Origin of the sequence: Bradyrhizobium erythrophlei (assembly GCF_900129505.1) — a bacterium.
Lineage (GTDB): Bacteria > Pseudomonadota > Alphaproteobacteria > Rhizobiales > Xanthobacteraceae > Bradyrhizobium > Bradyrhizobium erythrophlei_D.
On the sequence record NZ_LT670818.1, the window covers coordinates 4644581 to 4668506 of the forward strand.

The 23926-nt window shown below is 63.4% G+C and carries 24 protein-coding genes; 19 read left to right on the plus strand and 5 right to left on the minus strand.

The window, feature by feature from the left end; genetic code table 11:
• Positions 1-76 precede the first annotated feature (76 nt).
• Complete coding sequence (locus B5525_RS21505; RefSeq protein WP_079567791.1) at positions 77-655, plus strand: TRAP transporter small permease; 579 nt, start codon at positions 77-79, stop codon at positions 653-655.
• On the plus strand, positions 652-1992 hold the full coding sequence (locus B5525_RS21510) for a TRAP transporter large permease (RefSeq protein ID WP_079567792.1): 1341 nt from the start codon (positions 652-654) through the stop codon (positions 1990-1992). The genes B5525_RS21505 and B5525_RS21510 overlap by 4 nt, the downstream gene beginning before the upstream one ends.
• A 214-nt stretch (positions 1993-2206) precedes the next feature.
• On the opposite strand, the gene B5525_RS21515 is transcribed toward B5525_RS21510, so the two are convergent.
• Positions 2207-3010, minus strand: coding sequence for an enoyl-CoA hydratase/isomerase family protein (locus tag B5525_RS21515; protein WP_079567793.1), 804 nt, complete (start codon positions 3008-3010; stop codon positions 2207-2209).
• A 272-nt stretch (positions 3011-3282) separates the two neighbouring features.
• Between B5525_RS21515 and B5525_RS21520 the strand changes: the two genes are divergently transcribed.
• A complete protein-coding gene (locus B5525_RS21520) occupies positions 3283-4503 on the plus strand; it encodes an NAD(P)/FAD-dependent oxidoreductase (RefSeq protein WP_079567794.1) in 1221 nt (406 codons plus the stop codon).
• A gap of 96 nt (positions 4504-4599) precedes the next feature.
• Here the strand turns inward: B5525_RS21520 and rbsK are convergent, their stop codons facing one another.
• The gene (rbsK, locus tag B5525_RS21525) at positions 4600-5532 is read right to left on the minus strand and encodes a ribokinase (protein ID WP_079567795.1); all 933 of its coding nucleotides are present in this window, start codon (positions 5530-5532) and stop codon (positions 4600-4602) included.
• A 23-nt stretch (positions 5533-5555) separates the two neighbouring features.
• Complete coding sequence (locus B5525_RS21530; protein WP_079567796.1) at positions 5556-6449, minus strand: sugar kinase; 894 nt, start codon at positions 6447-6449, stop codon at positions 5556-5558.
• Positions 6450-6671: 222 nt separating this feature from the next.
• Here B5525_RS21530 and B5525_RS47225 point away from each other — a divergent pair, with 222 nt between their 5' ends.
• From B5525_RS47225 to B5525_RS21585, 12 genes are all read left to right on the plus strand, one after another.
• Positions 6672-6800: a hypothetical protein gene (locus tag B5525_RS47225; protein WP_276328787.1), complete on the plus strand. Its 129-nt coding sequence runs from the start codon at positions 6672-6674 to the stop codon at positions 6798-6800.
• On the plus strand, positions 6797-7642 hold the full coding sequence (locus tag B5525_RS21535) for a VOC family protein (protein ID WP_079567797.1): 846 nt from the start codon (positions 6797-6799) through the stop codon (positions 7640-7642). The genes B5525_RS47225 and B5525_RS21535 overlap by 4 nt, the downstream gene beginning before the upstream one ends.
• Positions 7643-7817: 175 nt before the next feature.
• Entirely contained in the window at positions 7818-8525 is a 708-nt protein-coding gene (locus B5525_RS21540; protein WP_172899939.1) for a TetR/AcrR family transcriptional regulator, read from the plus strand.
• Positions 8526-8806: 281 nt separating this feature from the next.
• Positions 8807-9616 (plus strand): ABC transporter permease, encoded by an 810-nt coding sequence (locus B5525_RS21545; RefSeq protein ID WP_079567798.1) that lies wholly within the window; start codon positions 8807-8809, stop codon positions 9614-9616.
• A 62-nt stretch (positions 9617-9678) separates the two neighbouring features.
• Positions 9679-10677, plus strand: coding sequence for an ABC transporter substrate-binding protein (locus tag B5525_RS21550; RefSeq protein ID WP_079567799.1), 999 nt, complete (start codon positions 9679-9681; stop codon positions 10675-10677).
• A 14-nt stretch (positions 10678-10691) separates the two neighbouring features.
• A complete protein-coding gene (locus B5525_RS21555; RefSeq protein ID WP_079567800.1) occupies positions 10692-11540 on the plus strand; it encodes an ABC transporter ATP-binding protein in 849 nt (282 codons plus the stop codon).
• A 10-nt stretch (positions 11541-11550) separates the two neighbouring features.
• Entirely contained in the window at positions 11551-12957 is a 1407-nt protein-coding gene (locus B5525_RS21560; RefSeq protein ID WP_079567801.1) for a hypothetical protein, read from the plus strand.
• A complete protein-coding gene (locus B5525_RS21565; protein WP_079567802.1) occupies positions 12954-14105 on the plus strand; it encodes a Gfo/Idh/MocA family protein in 1152 nt (383 codons plus the stop codon). The genes B5525_RS21560 and B5525_RS21565 overlap by 4 nt, the downstream gene beginning before the upstream one ends.
• A 10-nt stretch (positions 14106-14115) precedes the next feature.
• The gene (locus tag B5525_RS21570; protein ID WP_079567803.1) at positions 14116-15309 is read left to right on the plus strand and encodes a dihydrodipicolinate synthase family protein; all 1194 of its coding nucleotides are present in this window, start codon (positions 14116-14118) and stop codon (positions 15307-15309) included.
• Positions 15309-16172 (plus strand): sugar phosphate isomerase/epimerase family protein, encoded by an 864-nt coding sequence (locus B5525_RS21575; RefSeq protein ID WP_079567804.1) that lies wholly within the window; start codon positions 15309-15311, stop codon positions 16170-16172. The genes B5525_RS21570 and B5525_RS21575 overlap by 1 nt, the downstream gene beginning before the upstream one ends.
• A gap of 934 nt (positions 16173-17106) precedes the next feature.
• Positions 17107-17934 carry a three-Cys-motif partner protein TcmP gene (locus B5525_RS21580; protein WP_079567805.1) on the plus strand — a complete coding sequence of 276 codons (828 nt, stop codon included), beginning with the start codon at positions 17107-17109 and terminating at the stop codon, positions 17932-17934.
• Between the two features lie 6 nt (positions 17935-17940).
• Positions 17941-18690, plus strand: coding sequence for a DUF5131 family protein (locus tag B5525_RS21585; RefSeq protein ID WP_079567806.1), 750 nt, complete (start codon positions 17941-17943; stop codon positions 18688-18690).
• A gap of 117 nt (positions 18691-18807) precedes the next feature.
• Here B5525_RS21585 and B5525_RS21590 read toward each other — a convergent pair whose 3' ends face one another.
• Complete coding sequence (locus tag B5525_RS21590) at positions 18808-19257, minus strand: cupin domain-containing protein (RefSeq protein WP_079567807.1); 450 nt, start codon at positions 19255-19257, stop codon at positions 18808-18810.
• A 101-nt stretch (positions 19258-19358) separates the two neighbouring features.
• A complete protein-coding gene (locus B5525_RS21595) occupies positions 19359-20594 on the minus strand; it encodes a cytochrome P450 (protein ID WP_079567808.1) in 1236 nt (411 codons plus the stop codon).
• A gap of 115 nt (positions 20595-20709) precedes the next feature.
• On the opposite strand from B5525_RS21595, the gene B5525_RS21600 reads away from it, so the two are divergent.
• From B5525_RS21600 to B5525_RS21615, 4 genes are all read left to right on the plus strand, one after another.
• Positions 20710-21303, plus strand: a complete 594-nt coding sequence (locus B5525_RS21600) for a phosphonopyruvate decarboxylase (protein WP_079567809.1) — start codon at positions 20710-20712, stop codon at positions 21301-21303.
• On the plus strand, positions 21300-21890 hold the full coding sequence (locus tag B5525_RS21605) for a thiamine pyrophosphate-dependent enzyme (RefSeq protein ID WP_079567810.1): 591 nt from the start codon (positions 21300-21302) through the stop codon (positions 21888-21890). Before B5525_RS21600 ends, B5525_RS21605 begins: the two co-directional genes overlap by 4 nt.
• 94 nt (positions 21891-21984) lie before the next feature.
• On the plus strand, positions 21985-22686 hold the full coding sequence (locus B5525_RS21610; protein WP_079567811.1) for a TetR/AcrR family transcriptional regulator: 702 nt from the start codon (positions 21985-21987) through the stop codon (positions 22684-22686).
• A gap of 1 nt (position 22687) precedes the next feature.
• Positions 22688-23881, plus strand: coding sequence for an efflux RND transporter periplasmic adaptor subunit (locus B5525_RS21615; protein WP_079567812.1), 1194 nt, complete (start codon positions 22688-22690; stop codon positions 23879-23881).
• The last annotated feature ends 45 nt before the right edge of the window (positions 23882-23926 follow it).

Here is a 23926-nt window from a genome sequence, read left to right on the forward strand (position 1 = left end):
ACGATACGTTCTCGTCCTTCGAGACGCGGCCAAGAGGCCGCTCCTCGTGACTGCCCAACCGGCTTAGGGAACGCTGATGTCCATCGCCGACAAACTGGTGCTGCAGCGGCAGCATCATCTGAAATGGCGGTCGTTCGACAGGCTCGAATTGATCCTGATGATGCTGTGCGGCGTCCTGTGTTTCGGCTTTTCGCTGTCGGTGACGTGCGACATCGTCACCCGCACCATCGGCCATCCCTGGCTGTGGCTGCAGGAAGTCACCTCCACGTTGTTCATCTATGCGATCTTCATCGGCGCCGCGGTTGCCACCCGCCGCAACGATCATCTGTATCTGACCGCGGTCTCGGAGGCGCTGCACGGCACACCGCGCCTGGTCGTCGAGATTCTGATCCGCCTCGTCGTTCTCGGCGTCGCGTTTTGCCTGATTGGGTTCGGCTACGTCAATTTTCTCCGCGGTTTTGGCAGTTTCCGGCTGCCATCGGGCACGCCGATCGCCTCGCTCTATGCCGCGATTCCCCTGGCCGGCGTGCTGATCGCGCTGTTCACCGTCGAGCAGCTGGTCAACGGCATCCGCAACGGCTTCGACCATCCTGAGCCGCTGGAAGAGGACTTGCCGCCTGCCGGCGCCGGCGTACAGACGAGGGTCGGCCTGTGAGCGCGCCGGTCATCCTCGCTTTGATGTCGTTCTGTTTCCTGTTCTTCGGCTACCTCGGCGTGCCCGTGCCGTTTTCGCTGATGGCCGGCGTCTTCGTCGGCGCGCTGCTGACGGACGTGTCGCTGGCGGCGATCATCCAGAAGATCTTTGACGGCGTGGATTCCGAGGCGCTGCTGGCGATCCCGTTTTTCCTGCTGGTCGGCGAGCTCATGAGTTCGGCCAATGTCGTGGTGCGGATAGCCAATCTGTCGCTGTCGCTGGTCGGGCATATCAGGGGCGGCCTGTCGCAGGTCGTCGTCGTCTTCAGCATGTTCTTCTCGGAAATGTCGGGCTCGACCACGGCCGACGTCGCCGTGATGAGTCGCGCCCTCGGCGGCCCGATGAAGCGGGAGGGCTATTCGCCGGCCTTCATCGCTGCGATCATCGCCTCCGCCTCCACCATCGCAGCGCTGGTGCCGCCGAGCATCACCGCGGTGGTCTATGGCGCGGTCGGCAACGTCTCGATCGCGGGCCTGTTCATGGCCGGCGTGGTGCCGGGGCTGATGATCGGCTTCGGGCTGATGATCTATTGCTATTTCTTCGGGCCGTCGGGCATGCGCAAGCCGCGGGCGCCGATGCGCCAGATCGTCTTTGCCACCGCCGACGCCGCGCTGCCGCTGATGATCCCCGTGATCCTGCTCGGCGGCATCCTGACCGGCTGGTTCACGCCGACCGAAGCCGGCGTGGTCGCGGTGGTCTATATCATCGCGGTCGTGATTCCCGCGCTCAACCGCGGGCATTTGCGCAAGATTCCTTACGACTTCTGCCTCGCCGGGCTGATCTTCTCGCTGCCGCTGATCACCATCGGTGCCGCCAATGCCTTCGGCTGGATGCTGGCTTATTTGCGCGGCGCCATCGTGATCGCCGACTGGATCGTCTCGATCGCCGGTAACGATCCCCATTACATGATGCTTTTGCTGGTGCTGCTGTTCACCGTAGTCGGCGATTTCATCGAGCCGGTGCCCACCATCATCATCTTCATGCCGCTGGTGAACGCGCTCACCCAGGCCGGCGACATCAACGGCGTGCATATGGGCGTGGTGCTCATCGCGACGCTGGCGTTCGGCCTGATCACGCCGCCCTATGGGCTCGTGCTATTGATGGCGTCGAAATTCGTCGGGGTCAGTTTCGGCAAGGCGTTGCGCGCGGCGCTGCCGATCTATGTGGTGTTCTTGGTGACGATCTGCTTCACCATCTATTTCCCGAAGGTCGTGCTGTGGCTGCCGAAGCACGTGATTCCGGAATCGGTCGGCTGCTTCAAGTCGCCGGCAGGGACGGGATATATCTGTCCGGAATGAGGCTTCTCACACACTCTCGGTCGTCATGCCCCGCCACCGGGTCTCGCCTTCGGCGAGCCCGATGACAGGCTCCTGCGGGGCATCCAGTACTCCGGGACGGTGAGTTGAATCGAAGGGGCGCGGCCTACTGGATCATCCGCCGGAGCCTGTCGCCCGGCCGGCCAAAGGCCGGACCGGATGGCGGATGATGACAGCGATGTGCGCGGCTGTACCGTTACTTCCCTTTGCTCGTGAACTTCTTCACCGCCACGCGAAAATCCTCGGTGTGCATGGCGTCGATGATCTTGGCTTCTTCGGCGTCGAGCTGCTGCTTGGTCGGGGTGACCGCGGCCTGGTAGACCAGCGATTTGGTGCCGGCAATCGCGGCCGGCGGATTCTGCGCCAGCCGTTCGGCGAATTGCCTGGTCGCGGCCTTCAGTTCGACCGCCGGAACCACCTTGGCGACCAGGCCCCAATCATAGGCCTGCTGCGCGGAGAAGCTGTCCTCGGCGAGAAAGATCTGCAATGCGCGTCGAACTCCGACGGTGCCGACCATGCCGACGGTGCTGCCGCCGTCCGGCGACACGCCGATCTTGGCGTAGGCCGGCGTGAAGCGGGCGGTGTCGGCGGCGATGCAGAGGTCGGTGACGAAGGCGAGCCCCATGCCCGCGCCGGCCGCGGAGCCGTGAACACTCGACAGCACGATCTTGGGCATCCGCCGCACGGTCTCGATGAACGCGTGATAGTGCTTGAGCAGTTCCCCGACCACGGGCGCGATGGTGTCGGCCTCGGCGGCTGCTCCAATGGTCTGCAGATCGCCGCCCGCGCTGAAGGCGCGGCCTTCGCCTTCGATCACCAGCACCCTTATATCGTGCGACGCCTCGACGGCGGCGGCGAGCTGCTCCAGCTTTTTCGCGATCGAAAGGTCGATCGAGTTGAAGGCGGCCGGCCGGTTGAGCGTGATGGTGGCGATTGGGCCGTCGATCCTGAGCAGCGCGGGATCGTCGGGAAGGGAGGGGGTATGATCGGGTGCCGGCATGGGAGAGCCTCGAAGTCGGAAGGGGGCGGCCAGCATTTAAATAGCAGAAGGGAAGAGGTGACAATCCCGGCCAAGTCTGCAAAATGCGCCCCGACCATCCTCCTGGCCAGAGACGCCCTTGCGCCTCCTCAAGCCATGAGGCCAAATAGTGCCCCATCGTTCCGGACGCGGCCACGAGCGCCGTTCGTTACGGATGAGGCGAGCCAGCCAAAATCGGCGGAGTGAGGAGATGACATGGGTAATTCCTGTGCGCTTGTAGTTGGGTTGTTCCGATGACGATGGGAACGATTGTCATCGCCGGCGCTGGACATGCGGGCTTCCAGCTCGCGGCGTCGCTGCGGCAGCATGGTTTCGGCGAGCGCGTCTGCCTGATCAACGACGAGGCGCATCTGCCGTACCAGCGTCCGCCTTTGTCCAAGGCCTATCTGAAAGGCGAAGGCCGCCCCGACAGCCTGATGTTCCGGCCGGACAAGTTCTATCGCGACCAGAACATCGAGCTGATCAGCGATCGCGCCGCCTTCATCGACCGCGCCGCGCGGCGGCTGGTGCTCGAATCCGGATTGTTTCTCGATTACGGCCATCTGGTGCTGGCTACCGGCGCGCGCAATCGCCTGCTCGATATTCCCAACGCGACGCTGGCCGATGTGCGCTATTTGCGAATCCTCGACGAGAGCGAGGCGCTGCGGCTCAGGATCGGCAGGGCGCGCCATGTCGTCGTGATCGGCGCCGGCTTTATCGGGCTGGAATTTGCCGCTACCGCCCGCGCCAAGGGCCTCGAGGTCGATGTGCTCGAACTCGGCAGCCGCGTCATGGCGCGCGCGGTGACGGCGGAAATCTCGGATTATTTCCAGGAGCGCCACACCGCGGCGGGCATCCGCATTCATCTGGGCGTGCAGGCCACCAGCATCGAGAGCGACGGGACCAACGTCACCGGCGTCAGCCTCAGCGACGGCCGCCATATTCCGGCGGATCTGGTCGTGGTCGGTGTCGGCGTGCTGCCCAATGTCGAGATGGCGAAGGAGGCCGGCCTGACGGTCGCGGCGGGGATTATCGTCGACGAACACCTGCTCACTTCCGATCCCGACATCTCCGCGATTGGCGACTGCGCACTGTTCGCAAGCCCGCGCTTCGGCGGCTCGTTGCGGCTGGAGTCGGTGCAGAACGCCACCGATCACGCCCGCTGCGTCGCGGCGCGGCTGACCGGGAATGCAAAACCCTATGACGGCCAGCCCTGGTTCTGGAGCGATCAGGGCGACGACAAGCTGCAGATCGCGGGGCTGACCACCGGCTACGATCGCGTCGTGGTGCGCGGCGACCGCGCGGCGCGCTCGTTCTCCGCCTTCTGCTACAAGCAGGACGTGCTGGTCGGCGTCGAATCCGTCAACCGCGCCGCGGACCACGTGTTCGGACGGAAGGTTCTCGGCATGAACCGGTCGGTCACGCCAGAGCAGGCGGCGGATCTCGGCTTCGATCTCAAGGCCGCGGTGAAGTAGCTCAGTGCTATCTCGTCGTCCCGGCGAACGCCGGGACCCATACGCCGTGCAGTTTCGATGAGGCAATTTGGCAGTTGCCTCAACAAACCACTGTGGTCATGGGGCCTCGCGTTCGCGGGGGCAACTAGCGGAGAGGACCTCGGCCGCCGTCGGCATCGACGGCGCCGCGCCCATCCTTTGCACGCAAATCGACGCCGCGGCATTGGCGTAAGCAAGCGCATCGTGAATGGTCCTGCCGGCGGCGAGTTGTGCGGCGACCGCGCCGACGAAGCAATCGCCGGCGCCTGTCGTATCGACGACTTTGACGCTGCGGCCGGGAATAAGGCTCGACTCGCCGCCGACAAGCGCGAGCACGCCGCGTTTGCCCATGGTGACGCAGATGATTTTGTCTTTTGCCATAGGCAACGATTTGGCGGCCTCGATGAAGCGGTCTTGGTCGTCGCTATCATGAAGTTGGGTCTTCGCCAGCGAGCCGAGCTCGGTTTCATTGAGGATCAGGATATCGACGAGATCGAGCAGCTCACGGTTGAATTCGATGGCGGGCGCCGGATTGAGGATGGTGGTCGCGCCGGCGGCACGGGCGCGTTTGAAGAAGGCGGCAATCGCGGGCAGGGGTATCTCGAACTGGCTGACCGCGATGTCGCCTTTGGCAAGCCTGGGCGCGGCGACGTCGGCGGCACTGACCAGCGCGTTCGCGCCGAGAATGACGACGATGGTGTTGTCGGCATTGGCGATCGTGATGATTGCCGTCCCGGTATGGGCCTGAGGCGTCTGCTGCACGAAGCTCAAATCAATCCCCTGGCCGGCAAGAAACGCCTTCAGCTCATCCCCGAATGCGTCCTTGCCGAGGTGGCCGATCAGCGTGGTCGCCGCGCCGAGCTTGGCGGCGGAAACCGCCTGGTTGGCGCCCTTGCCGCCGGGAAAGTAGAGCACCGAGTGGCCGGCGACGGTTTCGCCGATGCGGGGATGCCGGTCGGCGGTCGCCACCACATCCATGTTGATGCTTCCGGCAACAAATACCCGGCCCATGCTTGATTCCCTGCGGCAGCCGGTCAGACCCGGGCGCCGAATTCCTGTTTGACGGATTCGATATCGGCAAGCGCCGGCAATCCGGCTTCGTTGCCAAGCCGCTGGATCTTGTAGGTCGATGCCGCGCGCGCGAACTCGAAATGGTCGTGCCAGCTTTTGCCGGGACTGGCGAGGTAGGAATAGACATAGGCGCCATGAAACACGTCGCCGGCGCCGTTGGTGTCGAGCACGCGCTCGCGCGGGATCGGCAGCGCGGGAAGCGTGTGGGTCGAACCAGTCTCGTCATACCAGAGCAGGCCGCGTTCGCCCATGGTGACGCCGCCGACCCGGCAACCCCGGCTCTTGAGATAGTCCAGCATCTTTTCCGGCGTCAGGTCCATCTGCTCGCAGAGCCGCTCGGCGACGATGGCGACGTCGATGAATTCAAGCAGTTCATGGGTGTTGGTGCGCAGGCCGCCGCCGTCGAGCGAGGTCAGGATGCCGGCCTCGCGGCACAGTTTGGCGTAATGGATCGCGGCGTCGGGCTGGTGGCCGTCGACATGCAGCGCGCGGCAGCCGCCGAGATTCAAAAGCGGAAAGGGGTGGATATGCTCGTCGTCACGGCAGCGCACGATCGCCCGCTTGCCGTCCTTCGGCATGATGAAGGACAGCGAGGAGGACTTGACCTTGCGCGGATGGATCGAGATTCCATACTTCGCGCTCATGTCCTGAAACATCCGCCCCAGCCAGTCATTGGCGACGGTGGCGATCAGGTCCGGCACGATGCCGAGCTTGGCGCAGCAGAACGCTGCCGTCACGGCGTTGCCGCCGAACGAGACCGCGTAGGCGGAAGCGACGTGCTTCTCGTCGCCGGTCGGCATATGGTCGGTGATGAAGGTAACGTCGATATAGGTCTGTCCAATGAAGAGGGCCTGCATTCGTGTTCCGTCTGGCTGAGGGGTGGTCCCGGCCGGCGCCGTACCTTAGCACTGGTATGCCGGATCATTCGCCGAAAATATTCGCAAAGCCCGCCCGCTAACGGCTTGAGATAGCCATGTGGCGGGACTACGACCACCCCCGGGGCATGCCGGCGCGCCGCGCCGACCCAACGGCCTGCGGCGGGCCTCGGTTCCTGGCAGGCGGAATATGGGGGAGAACTTATGACCGTCTATTCCGGCCCGGTATTCGACGTGGCGGTCAACCCGTTCGCGGTGACCAGCGATCATCTTGCGGTCCCCCTGGACGCGCGCGACCGCGCCGCGATGAATACAACGGGACTGTTCCCGTGATCAACGGCCTCGACCACATCGTTGTGCTGGTCGACGATATCAAGGCCGGCGCCAAGGCCTATGAATTGCTGCTCGGCCGCGCGCCGTGCTGGCGCAGTCACGGCGACGGCTCCGAGACCGTGCTCTTTACGCTCGACAACGTGTCGCTTGAGCTGATGGCGCCCGCCGGCAATTCGCCGACGGCCAACCGCATCCGCAACGTCATCAACATCTGGGGCGAGGGGCTCGCCAGTATCTGTTTCCGCGTCGGCGATATCGAAAAGACTTTTCGCCGGCTCGATCGGGTGGCGATGAAGCCGGAACCGGTCGCCGCGGTCGAGAGCCGCGATCTGGATTCTGGCAGAACGCTGCACTGGAAGCGCACCCGCGTTGAGACCGAACTCGCCCGCGGGATACGGATGTTCTTCCTTGAACTCGCCGAGGAACGCCCGCGCTCGGCCGTAACATCTGCGGCGCCGATCCTGGCGCTCGATCACGTCGTAGTTTCGACCGAGGATCCGGAGCGCGCCGCGGCGCTCTACGGCGCGCGGCTGGATCTCGAGATGGCGCTCGACCGCTCGCACCAGGACTGGGGGCAGCTGATGTTCTTCCGCTGCGGCGATCTCATCGTCGAGATCGTGCGCCGGCCGGTCGCCGGCGCCGACCAGACCCACGACAAATTATGGGGCCTGAGCTGGCGCGTCGCCGACATCGGGGCCACGCGCGCGAGGCTCGTGGCGTCGGGCCTCGATGTCTCGGAAGTGCGCGCCGGCCGCAAACCCGGCACGCGGGTGATGAGCGTGCGAAACGGCACCTGCGGCATCCACACGCTGCTGCTGGAGCGGGCGGCGAGGGCGAGCTAAGTCGAATCGCGCCCTCGTCATTGCGAGGAGCGTAGCGACGAAGCAATCCATAGCAGCCACGCCCGTGGCTGTGGATTGCTTCGCTTTGCTCGCAATGACAGTGGAAAGAGCATCTTCATTCTCAAAGCCTGTTACCCGTGCTACATCCGCATGCGTGGAGCGATGGGCGGCAATTTTGGCCAAGTCAAAAAAAACAGCAAAATGGCAGCGCGACCCCGAGGGCATGCGGCTGCGCATCCTGGAGGCGGCGAAGCAGGAATTCGCCGCCCATGGCCTGGCCGGCGCGCGGGTCGACCGCATCGCGGCCAACGCCGGCGCCAACAAGCGCATGCTGTATTATCACGTCGGCAACAAGGAAAATCTCTATCTCGCGGTGCTCGAAGGCGCCTATGAGAAGATCCGCGCCGAGGAGCGCGGGCTCGATCTCGAGCATCTCGATCCGCCACGCGCGATCGAGCGGCTGATCGACTTCACCTGGAACTATTTCATCCGCAACCCGGAATTCCTGGCGCTGCTCAACACCGAGAACCTGGCGCGGGCGCGGCATCTCAAGCGCTCGACCAAAGTCAAATCGATGCACTCGCCGTTCGTCGAGATGATCCGCACCGTGGTGACGCGCGGCGTCGAAAGCGGCGATTTCGTCGTCGCGGTCGATCCGGTGCAGCTCTACATCTCGATCGCGGCTTTGTGCTTCTTCTATCTCTCCAACAGCGCGACCCTGAGCGTGATCTTCGGCCGCGACCTCCTGAGCAAGGAAGCCAAGGACGAGCGCCTCGCCCACATGGTGGCGCTGGTGCTGGCGGCGCTGACCGGTAAATCGATCGCCTTGTTCGGCAACGACAAGCCGGCGAGGGTCCGCGCGCCGGCAAGGCAGCCGGCGTGATATAGGGGCGCAGCGAGGCCGTATTCATTTCAAGGCCGACAGGCGTAATCCACATTGGATCGTCATACCCCGCGAAAGCGGGGTATCCAGTACGCCGCGGCCTCTCGATTGATAACCGGCGTCTCTGGAATACTGGATCACCCGCCTTCGCGGGTGATGACGGTTTGCGGGTTTCGGCTTTCGACCCGCCCACGCCAATTTGTCGCCTGAAATCTCGCTAGACAGTATTTATCCAACGGGTTAATTTGTCGCCAAGAAGCCGGTGAACGAGGGAGGAAAGCGTGGCCGAACAGAGGGCCCGGAGTGCGGTATCGAAAGCGCTGAACGCGGCGTGGGTGCGGCCGTTTCTCTTCCTGATCCTCATCGTGGTGGCCTGGGACGTCGCGATCCGGCTGTTCCGGATCCCGGCGTATCAGATACCGGCGCCCGCCGATATCGTGGTGGTGCTGTGGCAGGACTGGCCGGAGCTGCTGCGGCAGGCCTGGCCCACGACGTATGCAACGATCTGCGGCTTCGTGCTGTCGGCCCTGTTCGGCATTCCCGTGGCGATGCTGATCGCGGGATCGAAGACGGTGGAGAGCTACGTCTATCCGCTCCTGGTGTTCTCGCAGTCGGTGCCGAAGATCGCGATCGCGCCGCTGTTCGTGGTCTGGTTCGGCTTCGGCATCATCCCGAAAGTGATCTCGGCGTTCCTGCTGGGATTCTTCCCGGTGGTGGTATCCGCCGTGCAGGGATTCAAATCGGTCGACCCCGATATGGTCGATCTCGCACGCGCGATGCAGGGCAGCCGCTTCCATGTATTCTGCGCCGTCAACCTGCCGCACGCGATGCCGGCGATCTTCTCCGGGTTGAAGGTCTCGGTGACGCTGGCGGTGGTCGGCGCCGTCGTCGGTGAATTCGTCGGTTCCAATTCCGGCATCGGCTATGTGCTGCAGCGCTCGATCGGTACGTTCGACCTGCCGACGATGTTCGCGGCCCTGGTGATCCTGGCGCTGATCGGGGTGATCCTGTTCTGGATCGTCGACCGCATCGAGCGTTTTGCGATCCCCTGGCATGTCAGCCAGCGCGAGGAAGTTTTCTTCGCCGCCTGACGCGGCGGGACCATCGACAAGCGGTCCGCCAAGGGCCGCACAAACACCAACGGGAGGATGAAATGATCAGATTTTTGGCGGGGCTTGCATCGGCGCTGATCTGGACCGCGCTGGCGGCGGCGCCGGCCAAGGCCGCGGACAAGGTCGTGTTGATGCTCAATTGGTACGTCTATGGCGAGCACGCGCCGTTTTATTACGGCAAGGCCAAGGGCATTTACGCCGCTGAAAATATCGATCTGGAAATCCAGGAAGGCCGCGGCTCGGCCGCGACCACGCAGGCGGTGGCGGCCAAGACCGCCGATTTCGGCTATGTCGACGTGCCCACCATGATGCGCGCGGCTATCAAGGGCGCGCCGGTGATCGCAACCGGCGTGCTGCTGCAGACCAGCCCGATGTCGGCGATGGGGTTTGCCGACAAGAACATCAGGAAACCCGAGGACATCAAGGGCAAGACCGTCGCGATCACGCCGGCGGATTCCATGACGCAGATCTGGCCGCTGTTCCTGAAGAAAACCGGCCTGAAGGAGAGCGATTTCCACACGGTGGCCGGCGACGGCCAGACCAAGCTGAACGCCGTGATCAACGGCCAGGCGGATCTCTTGCTCGGCTACGTCATGGACCAGTCGATGAAGATCAAGGACGCCACCGGCAAGGACGTCTATCCGATCAAGTTCGCCGACTACGGCATCAACATGGTCTCGTCGGGCATCGTCGCCAACAGCGACTACGTCAAGGCCAATGCCGACCTCGTCCGCCGCTTCATGTCGGCCACGACCAAGGCGGTCGAGGCCGCCGAGAAGGATGCCAGGGGCGCGGCGCAGGCGATCCTCGATGCCAACCCGAAGGGCGGCAAGATCGACACGCTGACGCAGGGCTTTGAACTCACGATCCCGCTCTATCGCACGCCGGAAACCAAGACAAAACGGCCGTTCCAGGTCACCGACCAGAACATGACCGACAGCGTCAATCTGATGGTCGAATATGGCGGACTCGATGCCAAGGCCAAGGACAACCCGAAGGCGTTCTATACCAACGACTATCTGCCGAAGGGCAATTCGTGAACGGACTCGTTTGAATGAACCCAGCGACCAAAATGTCCGGCATCGATGCATCGGGCGCGCATCTGCGCCTGGTGTCCGATCGCGCCGCCTCCGGCACGCCGGGCATTACGCTGGCCGGCGTGTCGAAGACCTACCGCTCGCGTGACGGCGACGTGCCGTCGCTGCGGCCGCTGGATTTCCACATCAATGAAGGCGAGTTCTTTGTCGTGGTCGGCCCGTCCGGCTGCGGCAAGTCCACGCTGTTGAAGATGATCTCCGGGCTGCTCGCGCCTTCGACCGGTGAAATCCTGGTTGAGGGCGAAAAGGTGACACAGCCCCACGGCAATGTCGGCATCGTGTTCCAGAACGCGCTGCTCTTGCCGTGGCGCAACATCCTCAACAACGTCATGCTGCCGATCGACATGAAGCGGCTCCCGCGAGAGAAATACCTGCCACGCGCGAAGGACCTTTTAAAGCTGGTTGGGCTCGAAGGGTTCGAGAAGAAGCTGCCCTGGCAACTATCCGGCGGCATGCAGCAGCGGGCGTCGATCTGCCGGGCACTGGTGCACGATCCCAAGATCATGCTGATGGACGAGCCGTTCGGCGCACTCGATGCCATGACGCGCGAGCGCATGAATGTCGAGCTGATGCGGATCCAGCGCGAAACCGGCAAAACCGTGCTGCTGATCACGCATTCGATTCCCGAGGCCGTGTTCCTTGCCGACCGCGTGCTGGTCATGACCGAGCGGCCGGGCTCGATCGCGGCGATCTACGACGTTCCGCTGCCGCGGCCGCGCTCGCTCGACACCATGGCCGAGCCGGTTTTCACCGAACTGGTGCAGCGCATCCGCAGGCATTTTTTTACGCAAGGCACGTTGGATTGAGGTCGTCCCCATGCCGCCGCGTTTAGCCGTGCGCGATATCGTATTTTTCGAACGCCCGGTCAGTTTTGTCCGGCCGTTCCGCTTTGGCGCGGTCGTGATCAATGCCACGCCGCAGGCGTTCGTTCGGGTCGAGATCGAAGTCGAAGGCAAGGGCACGGCCATCGGGGCCAGCGCCGAATTGCTGGTGCCGAAATGGTTCGACAAACGGCCGCATCTGGCGCCGGAAGAAACGATCGACCAACTGCGGCGCTCGCTGCTGATCGCGCGCGCGCTTTATCTCGGGCGCAAGCGGTTTGACACCGCCTTCGGTCTGCATGCGGCCTGCATCGGCGCGCAGGCCGAGGCCTGCGCGACGGAAGACATCCCGCCGCTCGCGGCCGCTTACGGCCCGGCGGAGATCGACAAGGCCATCCTCGATGCGCTGCTGCGTGGCCTCGGCATGAATTTCTTCGATGGGATGGCGGCGAATGTCGCCGGGATCGATGCGCGGCTGTCGTCCGATCTGGCGAACGCGGACGTCGCGCAGTTCTTGGCGCGATGCGCCCGGCTGGAGCGGGTTGCGATCCGGCATACCGTCGGCCTCGATGACATGATCGAGGGCAAAGGCGGCGTCGCCGACGCGAACGAAAATGCCGGAGCACGCTATTTCAAGCTCAAGCTCAACGGCGATCCGGAGCACGACGCTGCCCGCCTGACCCGGATCGGCAGGGAACTGGCGACGCTGCCGCATGACTATCGCGTCACGCTCGACGCCAACGAGCAATATGCCGATCTCGCAGGTTTGAGCATGCTGGTCGATCGGCTCGACCGCGACGGCGCCTTGGCGCCGATCTCCGAAAAACTGCTCTATATCGAGCAACCGATGCCGCGCGATATTTTTAGGGAGGCGCTGCTCGGCACGCTGGCGCGGCGCGACTTCATCATCGACGAGGCCGACGATTCCTATGACGCGTTTCCGGCGGCGCGCGCGCTCGGCTATCGCGGCATCTCCTCGAAATCCTGCAAGGGCATCTACAAGTCGGTCGTGAACGCGACCCGCGCAGCCAGATGGAGCGCGGAGAGCGAAAGAACATTCTTCATCTCCGGCGAGGACCTGACCTGTCAGGCCGGGCTCGCCGTGCAGCAAGACCTCGCACTGGGCGCGTTGATCGGCGTCACCCATGCCGAGCGCAACGGCCATCATTATGTCAACGGCTTTGGCGACGCGCCGCTCGCCGAGGCGCAGGCGTTCCGTACCGCCCATCCCGATCTCTATCGCGACGCCGGAGACGGCATCCGGCTCTCTATCCACGGCGGCGATCTCCTGACGGGATCGCTGACCGTCCCGGGCTTTGCCACCGGCGTGCACCCGCTGTGGACCGCACTGTCGCCATTGGAACAACCAAAAGCAAAAAACCTGCAGGAGCAAAGACGATGACGACGCAACGCCTCGGCGTGATCATGAACGGGATCACCGGCCGCATGGGACTGAACCAGCATCTGATCCGCTCGATTGTCGCGATCCGCGATCAGGGCGGCGTGCTGCTGGCGAACGGCGACCGGTTGATGCCGGATCCGATCCTGGTCGGCCGCGATGGCGACAAGGTCGAGCGCCTGGCAAAACGGTTCAACGTCGCGCGCTGGACCACCGACCTCGACAGAGCGCTGACCGAGAAGGGCGACACCATCTTCTTCGACGCCGCGACCACGCAGGCGCGGCCGTCGCTGCTGACCAAGGCGATCAACGCCGGCAAGCATGTCTATTGCGAGAAGCCGATCGCGACCAATCTCGAGGAAGCGGTGGCGGTACTCAAGCTGGCCAATTCGAAGGGCGTCAAGCACGGCACCGTACAGGACAAGCTGTTCCTGCCGGGCCTGAAGAAGCTCGCCTTCCTGCGCGACTCCGGCTTCTTCGGCCGGATCACCGCGGTGCGCGGCGAATTTGGTTACTGGGTGTTTGAAGGCGACTGGCAGGAGGCGCAGCGGCCGTCGTGGAATTACCGCAGCGAGGATGGAGGCGGCATCATTCTCGACATGGTCTGCCACTGGCGCTACGTGCTCGACAATCTGTTCGGCGACGTCGAAAGCGTCAGCTGCACCGGGACCACCGACATTCCCGAACGCTGGGACGAGAACGGCAAGAAGTACAAGGCGACGGCGGACGATTCCGCCTACGCCACCTTTCGCCTCAAGGGCGGCGCGATCGCCCATATCAACATGTCCTGGGTGACGCGGGTCTACCGCGACGATCTCGTCACCTTCCAGGTCGACGGCACCCACGGCTCGGCGGTGGCCGGGCTTTCCGATTGCGTGATCCAGGCGCGGCAGGCGACGCCACGGCCGGTGTGGAATCCGGACGAGAAGCGGCTGCACGATTTCTACGGCGACTGGCAGAAGCTGCCGGAGAACGCGACCTACGACAACGGCTTCAAGGAGCAGTGGGAAATGTTCATCCGCCACGTCTGCGAGGACGCGCCGTATAAGTTCACGCTGCTGGAAGGCGCCAAGGGTGTGCAGCTCGCCGAATGCGCGCTGCAGAGCTGGCGCGAGCGGCGCTGGATCGACGTCGCGCCGATCAAGCTGTGAGGAGGAGGCCATGAACAAACCGGTTTTGCCCGTCTCGTCGTATCAGCTGAAGCTGCCGACCGCCAACCGCTCGATCGAGACCTATCGCCTCGCGGCGTCGCGGGCGTTTCCTGCAAAACTTCAGGGCCCACTGAACCGCGTGGCGTTTTCGGCGGCCCATGTGGTGTTCGATCCGCTCGCCGATGCCGATCCCTGGCTCACCGCGGCGGTCGATTGGGACAGGACCATCGCGTTTCGCGAGCATGTCTGGAATCTCGGTCTCGGCGTTGCCGAGGCCATGGACACCGCGCAGCGCGGCATGGGACTGGACTGGCCGACGTCGCTGGAACTGATCCAGCGTTCGGTGAGGGCGGCAAAAGCGCGCGGCAATGCGCTGGTGTTTTCCGGCGCCGGCACCGATCATCTGGCAGCGGAGGATGCCAAGAGCCTCGATGACGTGATCCGCGCCTATGAGGAGCAGATCGCGGCGGTCGAGAAGGCCGGCGGGCGCATCATCGTGATGGCGTCGCGCGCGCTGGCGAAGATCGGCCGCAACCCGGACGACTATGTCAAAGTGTACGACCGCGTGTTGTCGCAAGTGCGCGAGCCCGTGATCATCCACTGGCTCGGCGACATGTTCGACCCGGCACTGGCAAATTACTGGGGCACCCCGAACCTCGACGCGGCGATGGATGTCGCAGTCGGCGTGATCAATACGCACGCGGCAAAGGTCGACGGCGTCAAGGTATCGCTGCTCGACAAGCAGCGCGAGGTCGACATGCGCCGCCGACTCGACAGGGGCGTCAAGATGTATACGGGCGACGATTTCAATTACGCTGAACTGATCGCCGGCGACGAGGTTGGTTTTTCCCACGCCTTGCTCGGCATCTTCGACGCCATTGCGCCCGCGGCGTCCTATGCGCTGTCGCGGCTGGCCGCCGGCGATGCCGCCGGTTTCCACGACGTGCTGGGCCCCACGGTGCCGCTGTCGCGGCATATCTTCAAGGCGCCGACGCGGTTCTACAAGACGGGAATCGTCTTCATGGCCTATCTCAACGGTCATCAGGATCATTTCACGATGGTCGGCGGGCAGGAGAGTACGCGCTCGACGCTGCATTTGGCCGAACTGTTTCGTCTCGCCGACAAAGCGGGGCTGCTCGCCAACCCCGAGCTTGCGACGCGGCGGATGAAGACGGTGCTGAGCCTGCGCGGCATCGAGGCGTGATGCGGGATTTTTCGGGCGATCATCGCTGGCTGTCGCTGAACACGGCGACCGTTCGCAGGCAGGGCGATCTCGTGCAGATCATCGAGGCCTGCGCGCGGCACGGTATCCGCGCCATCGATCCCTGGCGCGATCAGGTCGCGGCCGCTGGGCTCGATCGTGCGGCGCGCGCCGTGCGCGACGCAGGGCTGGAGCTGTCGGGCTATTGCCGCGGCGGGATGTTTGTTGCCGATGCCGCGCACCGGATCGAGGCGCGCAATGACAACCGCCGTGCCGTCGACGAGGCGAAGGCGCTCGGCGCCCCCTGCATCGTGCTGGTGGTCGGCGGCCTGCCGCAATATTCGCGGCCGGGCAGCGCGGCCTCGAAGGATATCGGAGCCGCGCGCGCGCAAATCGACGACGCGATCGCCGAAATGATGGTCTATGCGCGGCAGGCCAACATGCCGCTCGCGATCGAGCCGCTGCATCCGGCCTATGCCGCCGACCGCGCCTGCGTCAACACCACCAAGCAGGCGCTCGATATCTGCGACCGGCTCGATCCGCAGCGCTCCGGCGCGCTCGGCGTCGCGCTCGACGTCTATCACATCTGGTGGGATCCCGAGGTGCTGCCGCAGATTGTGCGTGCGGGGAAATCTCGCCTGATGGCATTTCACGTCTGCGACTGGCTGGTGCCGACCAGGGACATTCTCAACGACCGCGGCATGATGGGCGACGGCGTGATCGACATTAGGGCGTTGCGCGGCGCGGTCGAGGCGCAGGGTTTTGACGGTTATTCCGAGATCGAGATCTTTTCGAATGATTGGTGGAGCAAGCCGATGGACGAGGTCTTGCGAACCTGCATCGCGCGGCACCGTTCGGTGGTGTAGGGCTCTGATCGCTGGCACACTCCATCGTCGTCCCGGCCAAGCCGAGGGGGTCGCGCGGATGCCGTTGGGACGACCAAGCGACCTTCGCCGTTCCGGGCCTCATGGTTCTCCCGGTGATGCGAAGCATCGTCCGGAGACGGCGCGATGCGCCTCCTCACCATGAGGGATCGGCCAAGTGCAGCAGGCTGGACCTCATCCCCGGGGAGCCGCGCCCTTGCGCGGCGTCTCGAAGGATGGGCCGCAACAAGACATGAACTCGCGTTCTCGCCGCCTGCTTCGCGCGAGGTTTTGCCAGCTCGTTCCGCCCTCTCGTATCAAAGGGCGCAGGGAATGCCGGGCGCCCGATGCGCCCGATAGCCGCGTGTGCAATGAGTGTGGTAGAACGCACACGCGTTAGTCAGGTCACACCGGAATCACCCGGCATTCCCCGCGCAATGGTTTTAACGGCTTCCTTCGCGATCTCCCCGGCGACCGGGCTTTCTTGCCACCGTCGCCCCCGAAAATTGCCTCCCGGGAACTTGACGCCAGCGTCGGGGCGTCAGGACCACGCGACTTCTCCGTCCGCATCGGGCGCCGTCGTCTACAGCACCATCCGCGTCCACCGCATCCCGCTCCGCGTTTCGTGACGTTGCGCAACGCCCCTCTGAGTGGGGCGGGACGGCGGGGGATATGAAGGTGATTTGGGGGCGGGGTCAAGGGAAAATTCGGAAAATCGGAAATAAAGGCGGCGAGTCCGCGAGCCGCGGGTCCGGATCAGCAGGCTTCATAGGCTATGCCGCTCGCCGCGCGCGAAGGTCTTGCCGTCCTCCGATGTGACGTAACCGAGCCGCGCCAGTGAGGCCAGCACACATGGCGTAGGCATCCCCTCCACCACGTGCCGGCGTTAACCCACAAGTTATGGTAGTGTGGCTTAATTTCCCTTTTTGGATGGCTCATGGCGGACAAAGTAATTGACCCTACTGACGGGCTGGTGGCCGACGTGGTCGGTCCGTGGACTTCGGAAAAGCACGAGCGCCTACGCAAATATATCGATGCGTACCGAGGTGCGCGCGCGATGTTTTTGCCGAATAAGGGCACAGGGGGCGCATGCTACATTGATTTGTTTTCGGGGCCAGGTCGATCTCAGGTCGAAGGCACTGAGCAATTTATCGACGGCAGCCCACTCGTCGCATTTAGAGCAGCACAGAGTAGCCGCGCAGGGTTTTCAAATCTTCATTTCAACGATCTCGATGCAGAGAACGTGGATGCGCTGCGTCAGCGCATTTCGAACTTGGGTGGGGCGGCGAACTTTTACAGTGAAAGGGGGGATGCCGCAGTGGATCGTATAATTTACGCGTTGAACCCCGCTGGACTGCATTTCGCATTTCTCGATCCCTACAATCTCGAAAACCTGTCGTTCTCGATCATCAAAAAGCTTGCAACGCTGCCGAGAATGGACATGCTCATTCATGTGAGCATTTTTGATTTGCAGCGTAACCTGAGACGTTACCTGAATGATCGTCGGGTACTGGATGCCTTCATGCCCGGCTGGCACGGCGCGGTAGACGTCAATGGAAGTGATCACGCTGTAAGAAGGCAACTACTCGAGCATTGGCTTGGTCTCATTAAGAGCTTGGGGACCACTCCCGCCGACGGTATCGAGCTTGTGTCGGCAACTGGCGGACAACGCCTCTATTGGCTGGTATTCGTCAGCGCGCACCCGTTGGGGCGTAAGTTGTGGAACGACATTAGGAACGTCAACATGCAAGGTCGACTACTCTGAGGAATCATGGCTGAAACTACAATCGAATGGACCGACGCAAGTTGGAACCCGGTGGCTGGCTGTACTGTCATCTCGCCCGGGTGCACGAATTGCTACGCCATGCGCATGGCCGCCCGGCTCGATGCAATGGGAATGAACAAATATCGTGGACTGACTCGTAAGAGTGGGAAGCGAGCGGTATGGACAGGGAAAGTCGGGCTTGATCGGAAATCCCTCGGCATACCGGCAAGCTGGAAGAAACCGCGTCGGATTTTTGTGAATTCAATGTCGGACCTGTTTCACGAAGCCGTGCCTGCTGAGTTCGTTGCGGCCGTCTGGGGGGCGATGCAGGTGACACCGCAGCACACGTATCAAATCCTGACGAAACGACCGGACCGGATGGCTGAGATCGCTGCGTCGTTACCTGTGCTTGCGAACGTTTGGCTTGGGGCAAGTGTTGAAAATGCTGACTATCTCGCGCGCATCGACGATTTGCGAAAGGTCAATGCTGCCGTTAGGTTTATTTCGTTCGAGCCTCTTCTTGGGTCCGTAGCCGGAGCTGACTTGACCGGAATCCACTGGGTTATCGTCGGCGGTGAAAGCGGACCGCATTCGCGACCGATGGCAGAAGAGTGGGTCGGGGAAATCGAGGCAGCCTGCCGCAGGGCGAGAACGGCATTTTTCTTTAAGCAGTGGGGCGGCGTACACAAAAAAAGCACCGGGCGACAATACCGCGGGCGTACGTTCGATGAGATGCCACGCGGGGCTCCTTTGTAGAATGCCGACCCAGAACCTCCGATCACGGAGGCCGCAGCGCGGCACAATTCGGAAAGCAGATATCAACGCGGCGGGCGTGATGCCGAGCCACTCGCAGCGAGAGGAGCGAAACGCGCCTCAGCTCTTCCGCGTATGGCCCCACGTCTCGTCCCAGTCCGCGCCCGCGGCGTCGACGACACGGCCGTCGGCCTCGAAGAACTTGTTGGGGACCTGGAACATCGCAAGGAGCAGCGCGCCGTCCGGGCACCATGCGGCGTGGCGGCTGCCCGGTTCGCGCCAGATGAATTCGCCTGATTTGCAGGCGATGCCCTGCGCCGGGCCTTCCTTGTCGACGAGGCTGCCTTCGAGCACATAGGTCTGCTCGATGTTGACGTGTTCGTGGTCGGGCAGTACGGAGCCGGGCGCAAACCGCATCAGGGCAGTCATCAGGCCGGTCGTTCGATCGAACAGCAGTGTCTTGGCCTCGCAGCCGGAGAAGCGGGTCTTCTGCCACTCCATGTTTTGAGGCTGAACGAGGTGGGAATGCGTGTCTGAGGTTTGAGGGCCTTTCGGCGTCACGGCGTCCATCGCAAAAAACTCCGTTGCAAGATGCACCTCAAATAATCTAGCAGCTTTGCTCGCCCGCGTCAGCGCCTGAGGCCTCGAAGGATTTGCTGCGGTGCGGCGCGCTATGGACTGACCACGCACGGTACTTTCAAAAATCCGCGAAAGCGCGCGCGGCCGCCGCGCACCGGTTCGCCGTTTGCGGCGTAGTCCGGAAACCGCGCCAGGAATCGCGAAATCGCGATCGCGCCTTCGAGCCGCGCCAGCGCCATCCCGGCGCATTGATGCGCGCCGGTGGCGAATGCCAAATGCCGGTCCGGGGTGCGGCCGATGTCGAAATTTTCGGGGTCGGGGAATTGCGCCGGATCGCGATTGGCGGCGCCGATGCACAGCGTGACTGGCGTGCCGGGGGCAAGCGTGACGCCGCCGAGTTCGACCTGTTCCGTCGTCATGCGGTTGCCGAGCTGGTTCGAGCTTTCGTATCGCAGGATTTCCTCGACTGCGGTCTTGATCAGGCCGGGCTGTTCGATCAGCCGCTTTTTCTGGGCGGGAAAACGCGACAGCGCCACCAGCCCGTTGCCGATCAGATTGGTGGTGGTCTCGTGCCCGGCGTTGAGCAGGAAGATGCAATTATGCAGCAATTCCTTTTCCGTCAGCCGCTCGCCATTGTCCTCGCCGTTGCCCTCTCCCTGGATCAGCCGCGTCAGCACATCGCGCTCGGGATTGCCGGGTTTTGCCCGGCGCCGCGCCACCAGGATTTCCAGATAGGTGAGAAAATCCTTTACCGCGGCGTTGCCGCGGGCGAAGGCTTCCGCCGAGATCACCGGCTCCAGCGCGCCGAGGATTGCCAGCGACCAGTCGCGCAAGGGCTCGCGCTCCTCGCGCGGCACGTCGAGCAGGTTGCCGATCACCTCGATGGGGATCGCGGAGGCAAAATCATCGACCAAATCGACATTGCGCTTTGCGGCGAGATTGTCGAGCAGCCGGTCGACCAGCGCGATCAGATAGGGCTCCATTTCCGCGATCGCGCGCGGTGACAGCGCACCCATGATCAGCCGGCGCACGCGGGTGTGGGCCGGCGGGTCGTTGAAGACGAGGCTGGTGGTGTGGTGCTCGTAGAGCAGCGAGGCGCCGTATTTCGGCAAAAACTCCTTTTTCTTGTCGGAGGAGAAAACCTTCGTGTTCTTGTAGGCGCTGACGAGGTCGTCATAGCGCGTCAGGAACCAGGAGCCGTTGGGCATGCGCTTGACCGGCTCATGCTCTCGCAGTGCACGATAGACCGGATAGGGGTCGGCATAGAATTCCGCGGTCAGTTTCTCGATGTCGAACCGGGCCGCCAGCTCTCGCGCGTCTGCATTCATGCTGCCATACTCTTTGGGGGAGACCGATATGCCGTTTTTGCTCTTTTCGAGGACGGGGTTCCCTCTACAGTCCCGCACCGCAAATACAGTCTCGCCCAACCGACTGGAAATGAAAATGCACGCTCGCACCGAAGCTGCTCCCGAAACCGCGCCCGAGGCCAAGTCTTCCTGTCAGGACAAGTCTTCCTGTCCGGACAAGCCTTCCTGGCCGGAGGAGATATTTGGGATTTTGCAGCGCTTCGACGTCCGGCAGGTGCCTTATGTTCCGGATGCCGGGCATTCGCAGCTGATCGAGCGCGTGCTGGGTGCGTCGTCGATGCGGGGCGTCCCGCTCACGACCGAAGAGGAAGGCGTGGCGCTTCTGGCCGGCGCCTGGGCCGGCGGCCAGCGCGGCGTGCTGTTGATGCAGTCGAGCGGCGTCGGCAATTGCGTGAACATGCTGTCGCTGACGCAGATCTTCCGCTTTCCGTTCCTGACATTGGTAACGATGCGCGGCGAATGGGGCGAGTTCAATCCGTGGCAGGTGCCGATGGGCTCGAGCACGCAGGCCGTCTTCGAATTGTGCGGCATCAAGGTGCTGCGCGCGTCGCACCCGGACGAGGTGCGTGAGGTCGTCGAGGCGGGGGCTGGCCAAGCCTATAATGCTTGCACGCCGACCGCCGTTCTTCTGTCGCAGCGCCTGATCGGGGCAAAGGTCTTCACCAAATGAGCAAAGCAAATCTTCTCGATCGCCGCAGCGTCGTCTCCAGCCTGCTGGCGGACCGCAAGGGAACGATCGCCGTCGGCGGCCTCGGCGCCTCGACCTACGATATCGCCGCCGCCGGCGATCACGACCGCAATTTTTATCTGTGGGGCGCGATGGGCGGCGCGGTCATGATCGGGCTCGGCCTCGCGCTGGCGCAACCCGAACTGCCCGTGGTTGTGATCACCGGTGACGGCGAGATGCTGATGGGAATTGGAAGCCTCGCCACCGTCGGCCTGCAGAAGCCCGCCAACCTCACCATCGTGGTGCTGGACAACGAAGTCTATGGCGAGACCGGCGGGCAGGCGAGCCACACTGCCACAACCGTCGACCTCGTCGGCGTCGCCAAATCCTGCGGAATCGCGGATGCCCGCGCGATGGCGACCCTGGCCGAGATCGAGGCCTATGCGGCCGATATACAGGACACCGCCGCCGGGCCGCGCTTTGCCAGCGTCAAGATCGACAGCGCGAATCTGGAACGCGTGCTATCCAGCCGCGACGGCACCTTCATTGTGAACCGCATCCGCGGGTCCCTCGGATTCAGCCCGATCTAACGTTCACGTGATTCAGCCCGATCTAGCATTCACGTGAACGTGTGCGACGCAGCAAATTTATTGACTTTTGTTAAGGTGAGTGCTTACTCACAACATGAGCACTTTGCGAATGACTGGCGACTTGCGGCGGCAGCTGATCCTCAGCGCCGCCAAGCGTTGCTTTGCCCGCCACGGCTTTGCGGGCACTACCACCAAGAGTGTCGCGGCGGCGGCCTCCATTTCCGAGGGTTTGCTGTTCAAGCACTTCCCGTCGAAATCGGCGCTATATGCGGAAATCCTCGCTGACGAATGCGAGGCCGATCCCGGTCTGAACCGGCTGTTGGGATTGAAGCCTTCGACGGAAACGCTGGTCGTGCTGATTCGCTGCATGGTGGGCCATTTCCAGGAGGTCGTGGCGGCGCCCGATCAGGAGGATGCGCAGCGGCTCCGCCTGATGGTCACCAGCCACCTTGATGATGGAGAATTCGCGCGGCTGTTGTACGAGAAGATAGGGGATCTGATCGGACCCGTATTCGCTGCGGCGCTGGAGCAGGCGGTCGCGGCAGGGGACGCTGCGCGGACCGGGAGCAAGCCGCTGGACCTGTTCTGGTTTGCCCATCACACCCTGGTGATGACGGCGCTGGCGCGGCTGCCGTCGGTGCCATGCCTGCCCTACGGCAATTCGGCCGATCTTGAACGGCAGCTTTGCGAATTCATTCTCCGCGGCATTGGATTGAACGAAACCGCCATTGCCTCCCACCTGGATCGCGAATTGTCGATCGATCCGGCGCCGAAGGTAGACGCAGAAGGTGCATGACATGAATATCGTCACGGAACCCAAAATCTCGGGCAAGCCGATTACGGAGCCGCCGCGCAAGCGTCCGGTCAGGATGCTGCTCTGGTTTATCATCGTCGGCGCGGTGCTTGCGGCGCTGGTCGGCGGCTTGGTCTGGTTCAATTATTTCCGCGGCCAGATGATCGCGCAGTTCTTCGCCAACAACAAACCGCCGCCGACCAGCGTGAGCGTTTCTGAAGCCAAATCCGAGGTGATTCCCAATCTCCTGACCGCGGTCGGCGATCTCGCCGCCGTGCACCAGGTGAACGTCACCTCCGACGTCTCGGGCCGCATCACCGACATCATGTTCACCGCCGGCTCGGACGTGAAGGCCGGCAGTGTGCTGGTGCAGTTGTTTGACGGTCCCGATCAGGGCGACCTCGCCAGCTTCAAGGCACAGGCAACCGGTGCGCAGCTGGTGCTGGATCGCGCCAAGCAGCTAGCGGCGAAGCAGTTCGGCCCGCAGGCGACGGTCGATGCCGCGCAGGCGGCGTATGATCAGGCCAATGCCGGCATCGCCAAGACCCAGGCGCTGATTTCGCAGAAGCTGGTGCGCGCACCGTTCGACGGCGAACTCGGCGTCCGCCATGTCGAGGTCGGCCAGTATCTCACCGCGGGCACGCAGATCGTCACATTGACCGACCTGTCGCAGCTCTATGCCAACTTCACGGTGACGGAAAAGGACAGTGCGGCGCTCAAGGTCGGACAGACCGTGCGCATCGCGGTCGACGCCTATCCCGGCCGTACCTTCGAGGGCAAGATCACCACGGTCGAGCCGCAAATCGCCACCGACACGCGCAACATCCGCGTGCAGGCCACGCTCGACAATCCCGATCACATCCTCATGCCCGGCATGTTCGCGACCACGACCGTGGTGCTGCCCGACAAGCCGCCGGTGGTCACGGTTCCCGAGACCGCCGTCGACTATACGCTGTACGGCGATTCCGTGTTCCTGATCACCGAGAAGAAGGCCGATGACGGCAAGACCAGCCTGACCGCCGTTCGCACCTTCGTGCGTACCGGCAACCGGCTTGAGGGGCGCGCCGAAGTTCTCAGCGGGTTGAAACCCGGCGATCGCGTGGTCGCGGTCGGCCAGCTCAAGCTGCAATCGGGTGTGGCGGTCGCGATCTCGACCGACCCACAGCCGCCGATTCCGGCTAATCCGCCGCGTTACTGAAGCATGATCCGTTCCGGGCAAACGCGGGGCGTTGCCCGGAGATCG

What these genes read in the sequence shown, in the direction of transcription:
- B5525_RS21505 (WP_079567791.1), top strand. Translation starts at nt 77, where the DNA reads ATGTCCATCGCCGACAAACTGGTGCTGCAGCGGCAGCATCATCTGAAA.
- B5525_RS21515 (WP_079567793.1), bottom strand. Translation starts at nt 3,010, where the DNA reads ATGCCGGCACCCGATCATACCCCCTCCCTTCCCGACGATCCCGCGCTG.
- B5525_RS21520 (WP_079567794.1), top strand. Translation starts at nt 3,283, where the DNA reads ATGACGATGGGAACGATTGTCATCGCCGGCGCTGGACATGCGGGCTTC.
- rbsK (WP_079567795.1), bottom strand. Translation starts at nt 5,532, where the DNA reads ATGGGCCGGGTATTTGTTGCCGGAAGCATCAACATGGATGTGGTGGCG.
- B5525_RS21530 (WP_079567796.1), bottom strand. Translation starts at nt 6,449, where the DNA reads ATGCAGGCCCTCTTCATTGGACAGACCTATATCGACGTTACCTTCATC.
- B5525_RS47225 (WP_276328787.1), top strand. Translation starts at nt 6,672, where the DNA reads ATGACCGTCTATTCCGGCCCGGTATTCGACGTGGCGGTCAACCCGTTC.
- B5525_RS21550 (WP_079567799.1), top strand. Translation starts at nt 9,679, where the DNA reads ATGATCAGATTTTTGGCGGGGCTTGCATCGGCGCTGATCTGGACCGCG.
- B5525_RS21555 (WP_079567800.1), top strand. Translation starts at nt 10,692, where the DNA reads ATGAACCCAGCGACCAAAATGTCCGGCATCGATGCATCGGGCGCGCAT.
- B5525_RS21560 (WP_079567801.1), top strand. Translation starts at nt 11,551, where the DNA reads ATGCCGCCGCGTTTAGCCGTGCGCGATATCGTATTTTTCGAACGCCCG.
- B5525_RS21565 (WP_079567802.1), top strand. Translation starts at nt 12,954, where the DNA reads ATGACGACGCAACGCCTCGGCGTGATCATGAACGGGATCACCGGCCGC.
- B5525_RS21570 (WP_079567803.1), top strand. Translation starts at nt 14,116, where the DNA reads ATGAACAAACCGGTTTTGCCCGTCTCGTCGTATCAGCTGAAGCTGCCG.
- B5525_RS21575 (WP_079567804.1), top strand. Translation starts at nt 15,309, where the DNA reads ATGCGGGATTTTTCGGGCGATCATCGCTGGCTGTCGCTGAACACGGCG.
- B5525_RS21580 (WP_079567805.1), top strand. Translation starts at nt 17,107, where the DNA reads ATGGCGGACAAAGTAATTGACCCTACTGACGGGCTGGTGGCCGACGTG.
- B5525_RS21585 (WP_079567806.1), top strand. Translation starts at nt 17,941, where the DNA reads ATGGCTGAAACTACAATCGAATGGACCGACGCAAGTTGGAACCCGGTG.
- B5525_RS21590 (WP_079567807.1), bottom strand. Translation starts at nt 19,257, where the DNA reads ATGGACGCCGTGACGCCGAAAGGCCCTCAAACCTCAGACACGCATTCC.
- B5525_RS21595 (WP_079567808.1), bottom strand. Translation starts at nt 20,594, where the DNA reads ATGAATGCAGACGCGCGAGAGCTGGCGGCCCGGTTCGACATCGAGAAA.
- B5525_RS21600 (WP_079567809.1), top strand. Translation starts at nt 20,710, where the DNA reads ATGCACGCTCGCACCGAAGCTGCTCCCGAAACCGCGCCCGAGGCCAAG.
- B5525_RS21605 (WP_079567810.1), top strand. Translation starts at nt 21,300, where the DNA reads ATGAGCAAAGCAAATCTTCTCGATCGCCGCAGCGTCGTCTCCAGCCTG.
- B5525_RS21610 (WP_079567811.1), top strand. Translation starts at nt 21,985, where the DNA reads ATGAGCACTTTGCGAATGACTGGCGACTTGCGGCGGCAGCTGATCCTC.
- B5525_RS21615 (WP_079567812.1), top strand. Translation starts at nt 22,688, where the DNA reads ATGAATATCGTCACGGAACCCAAAATCTCGGGCAAGCCGATTACGGAG.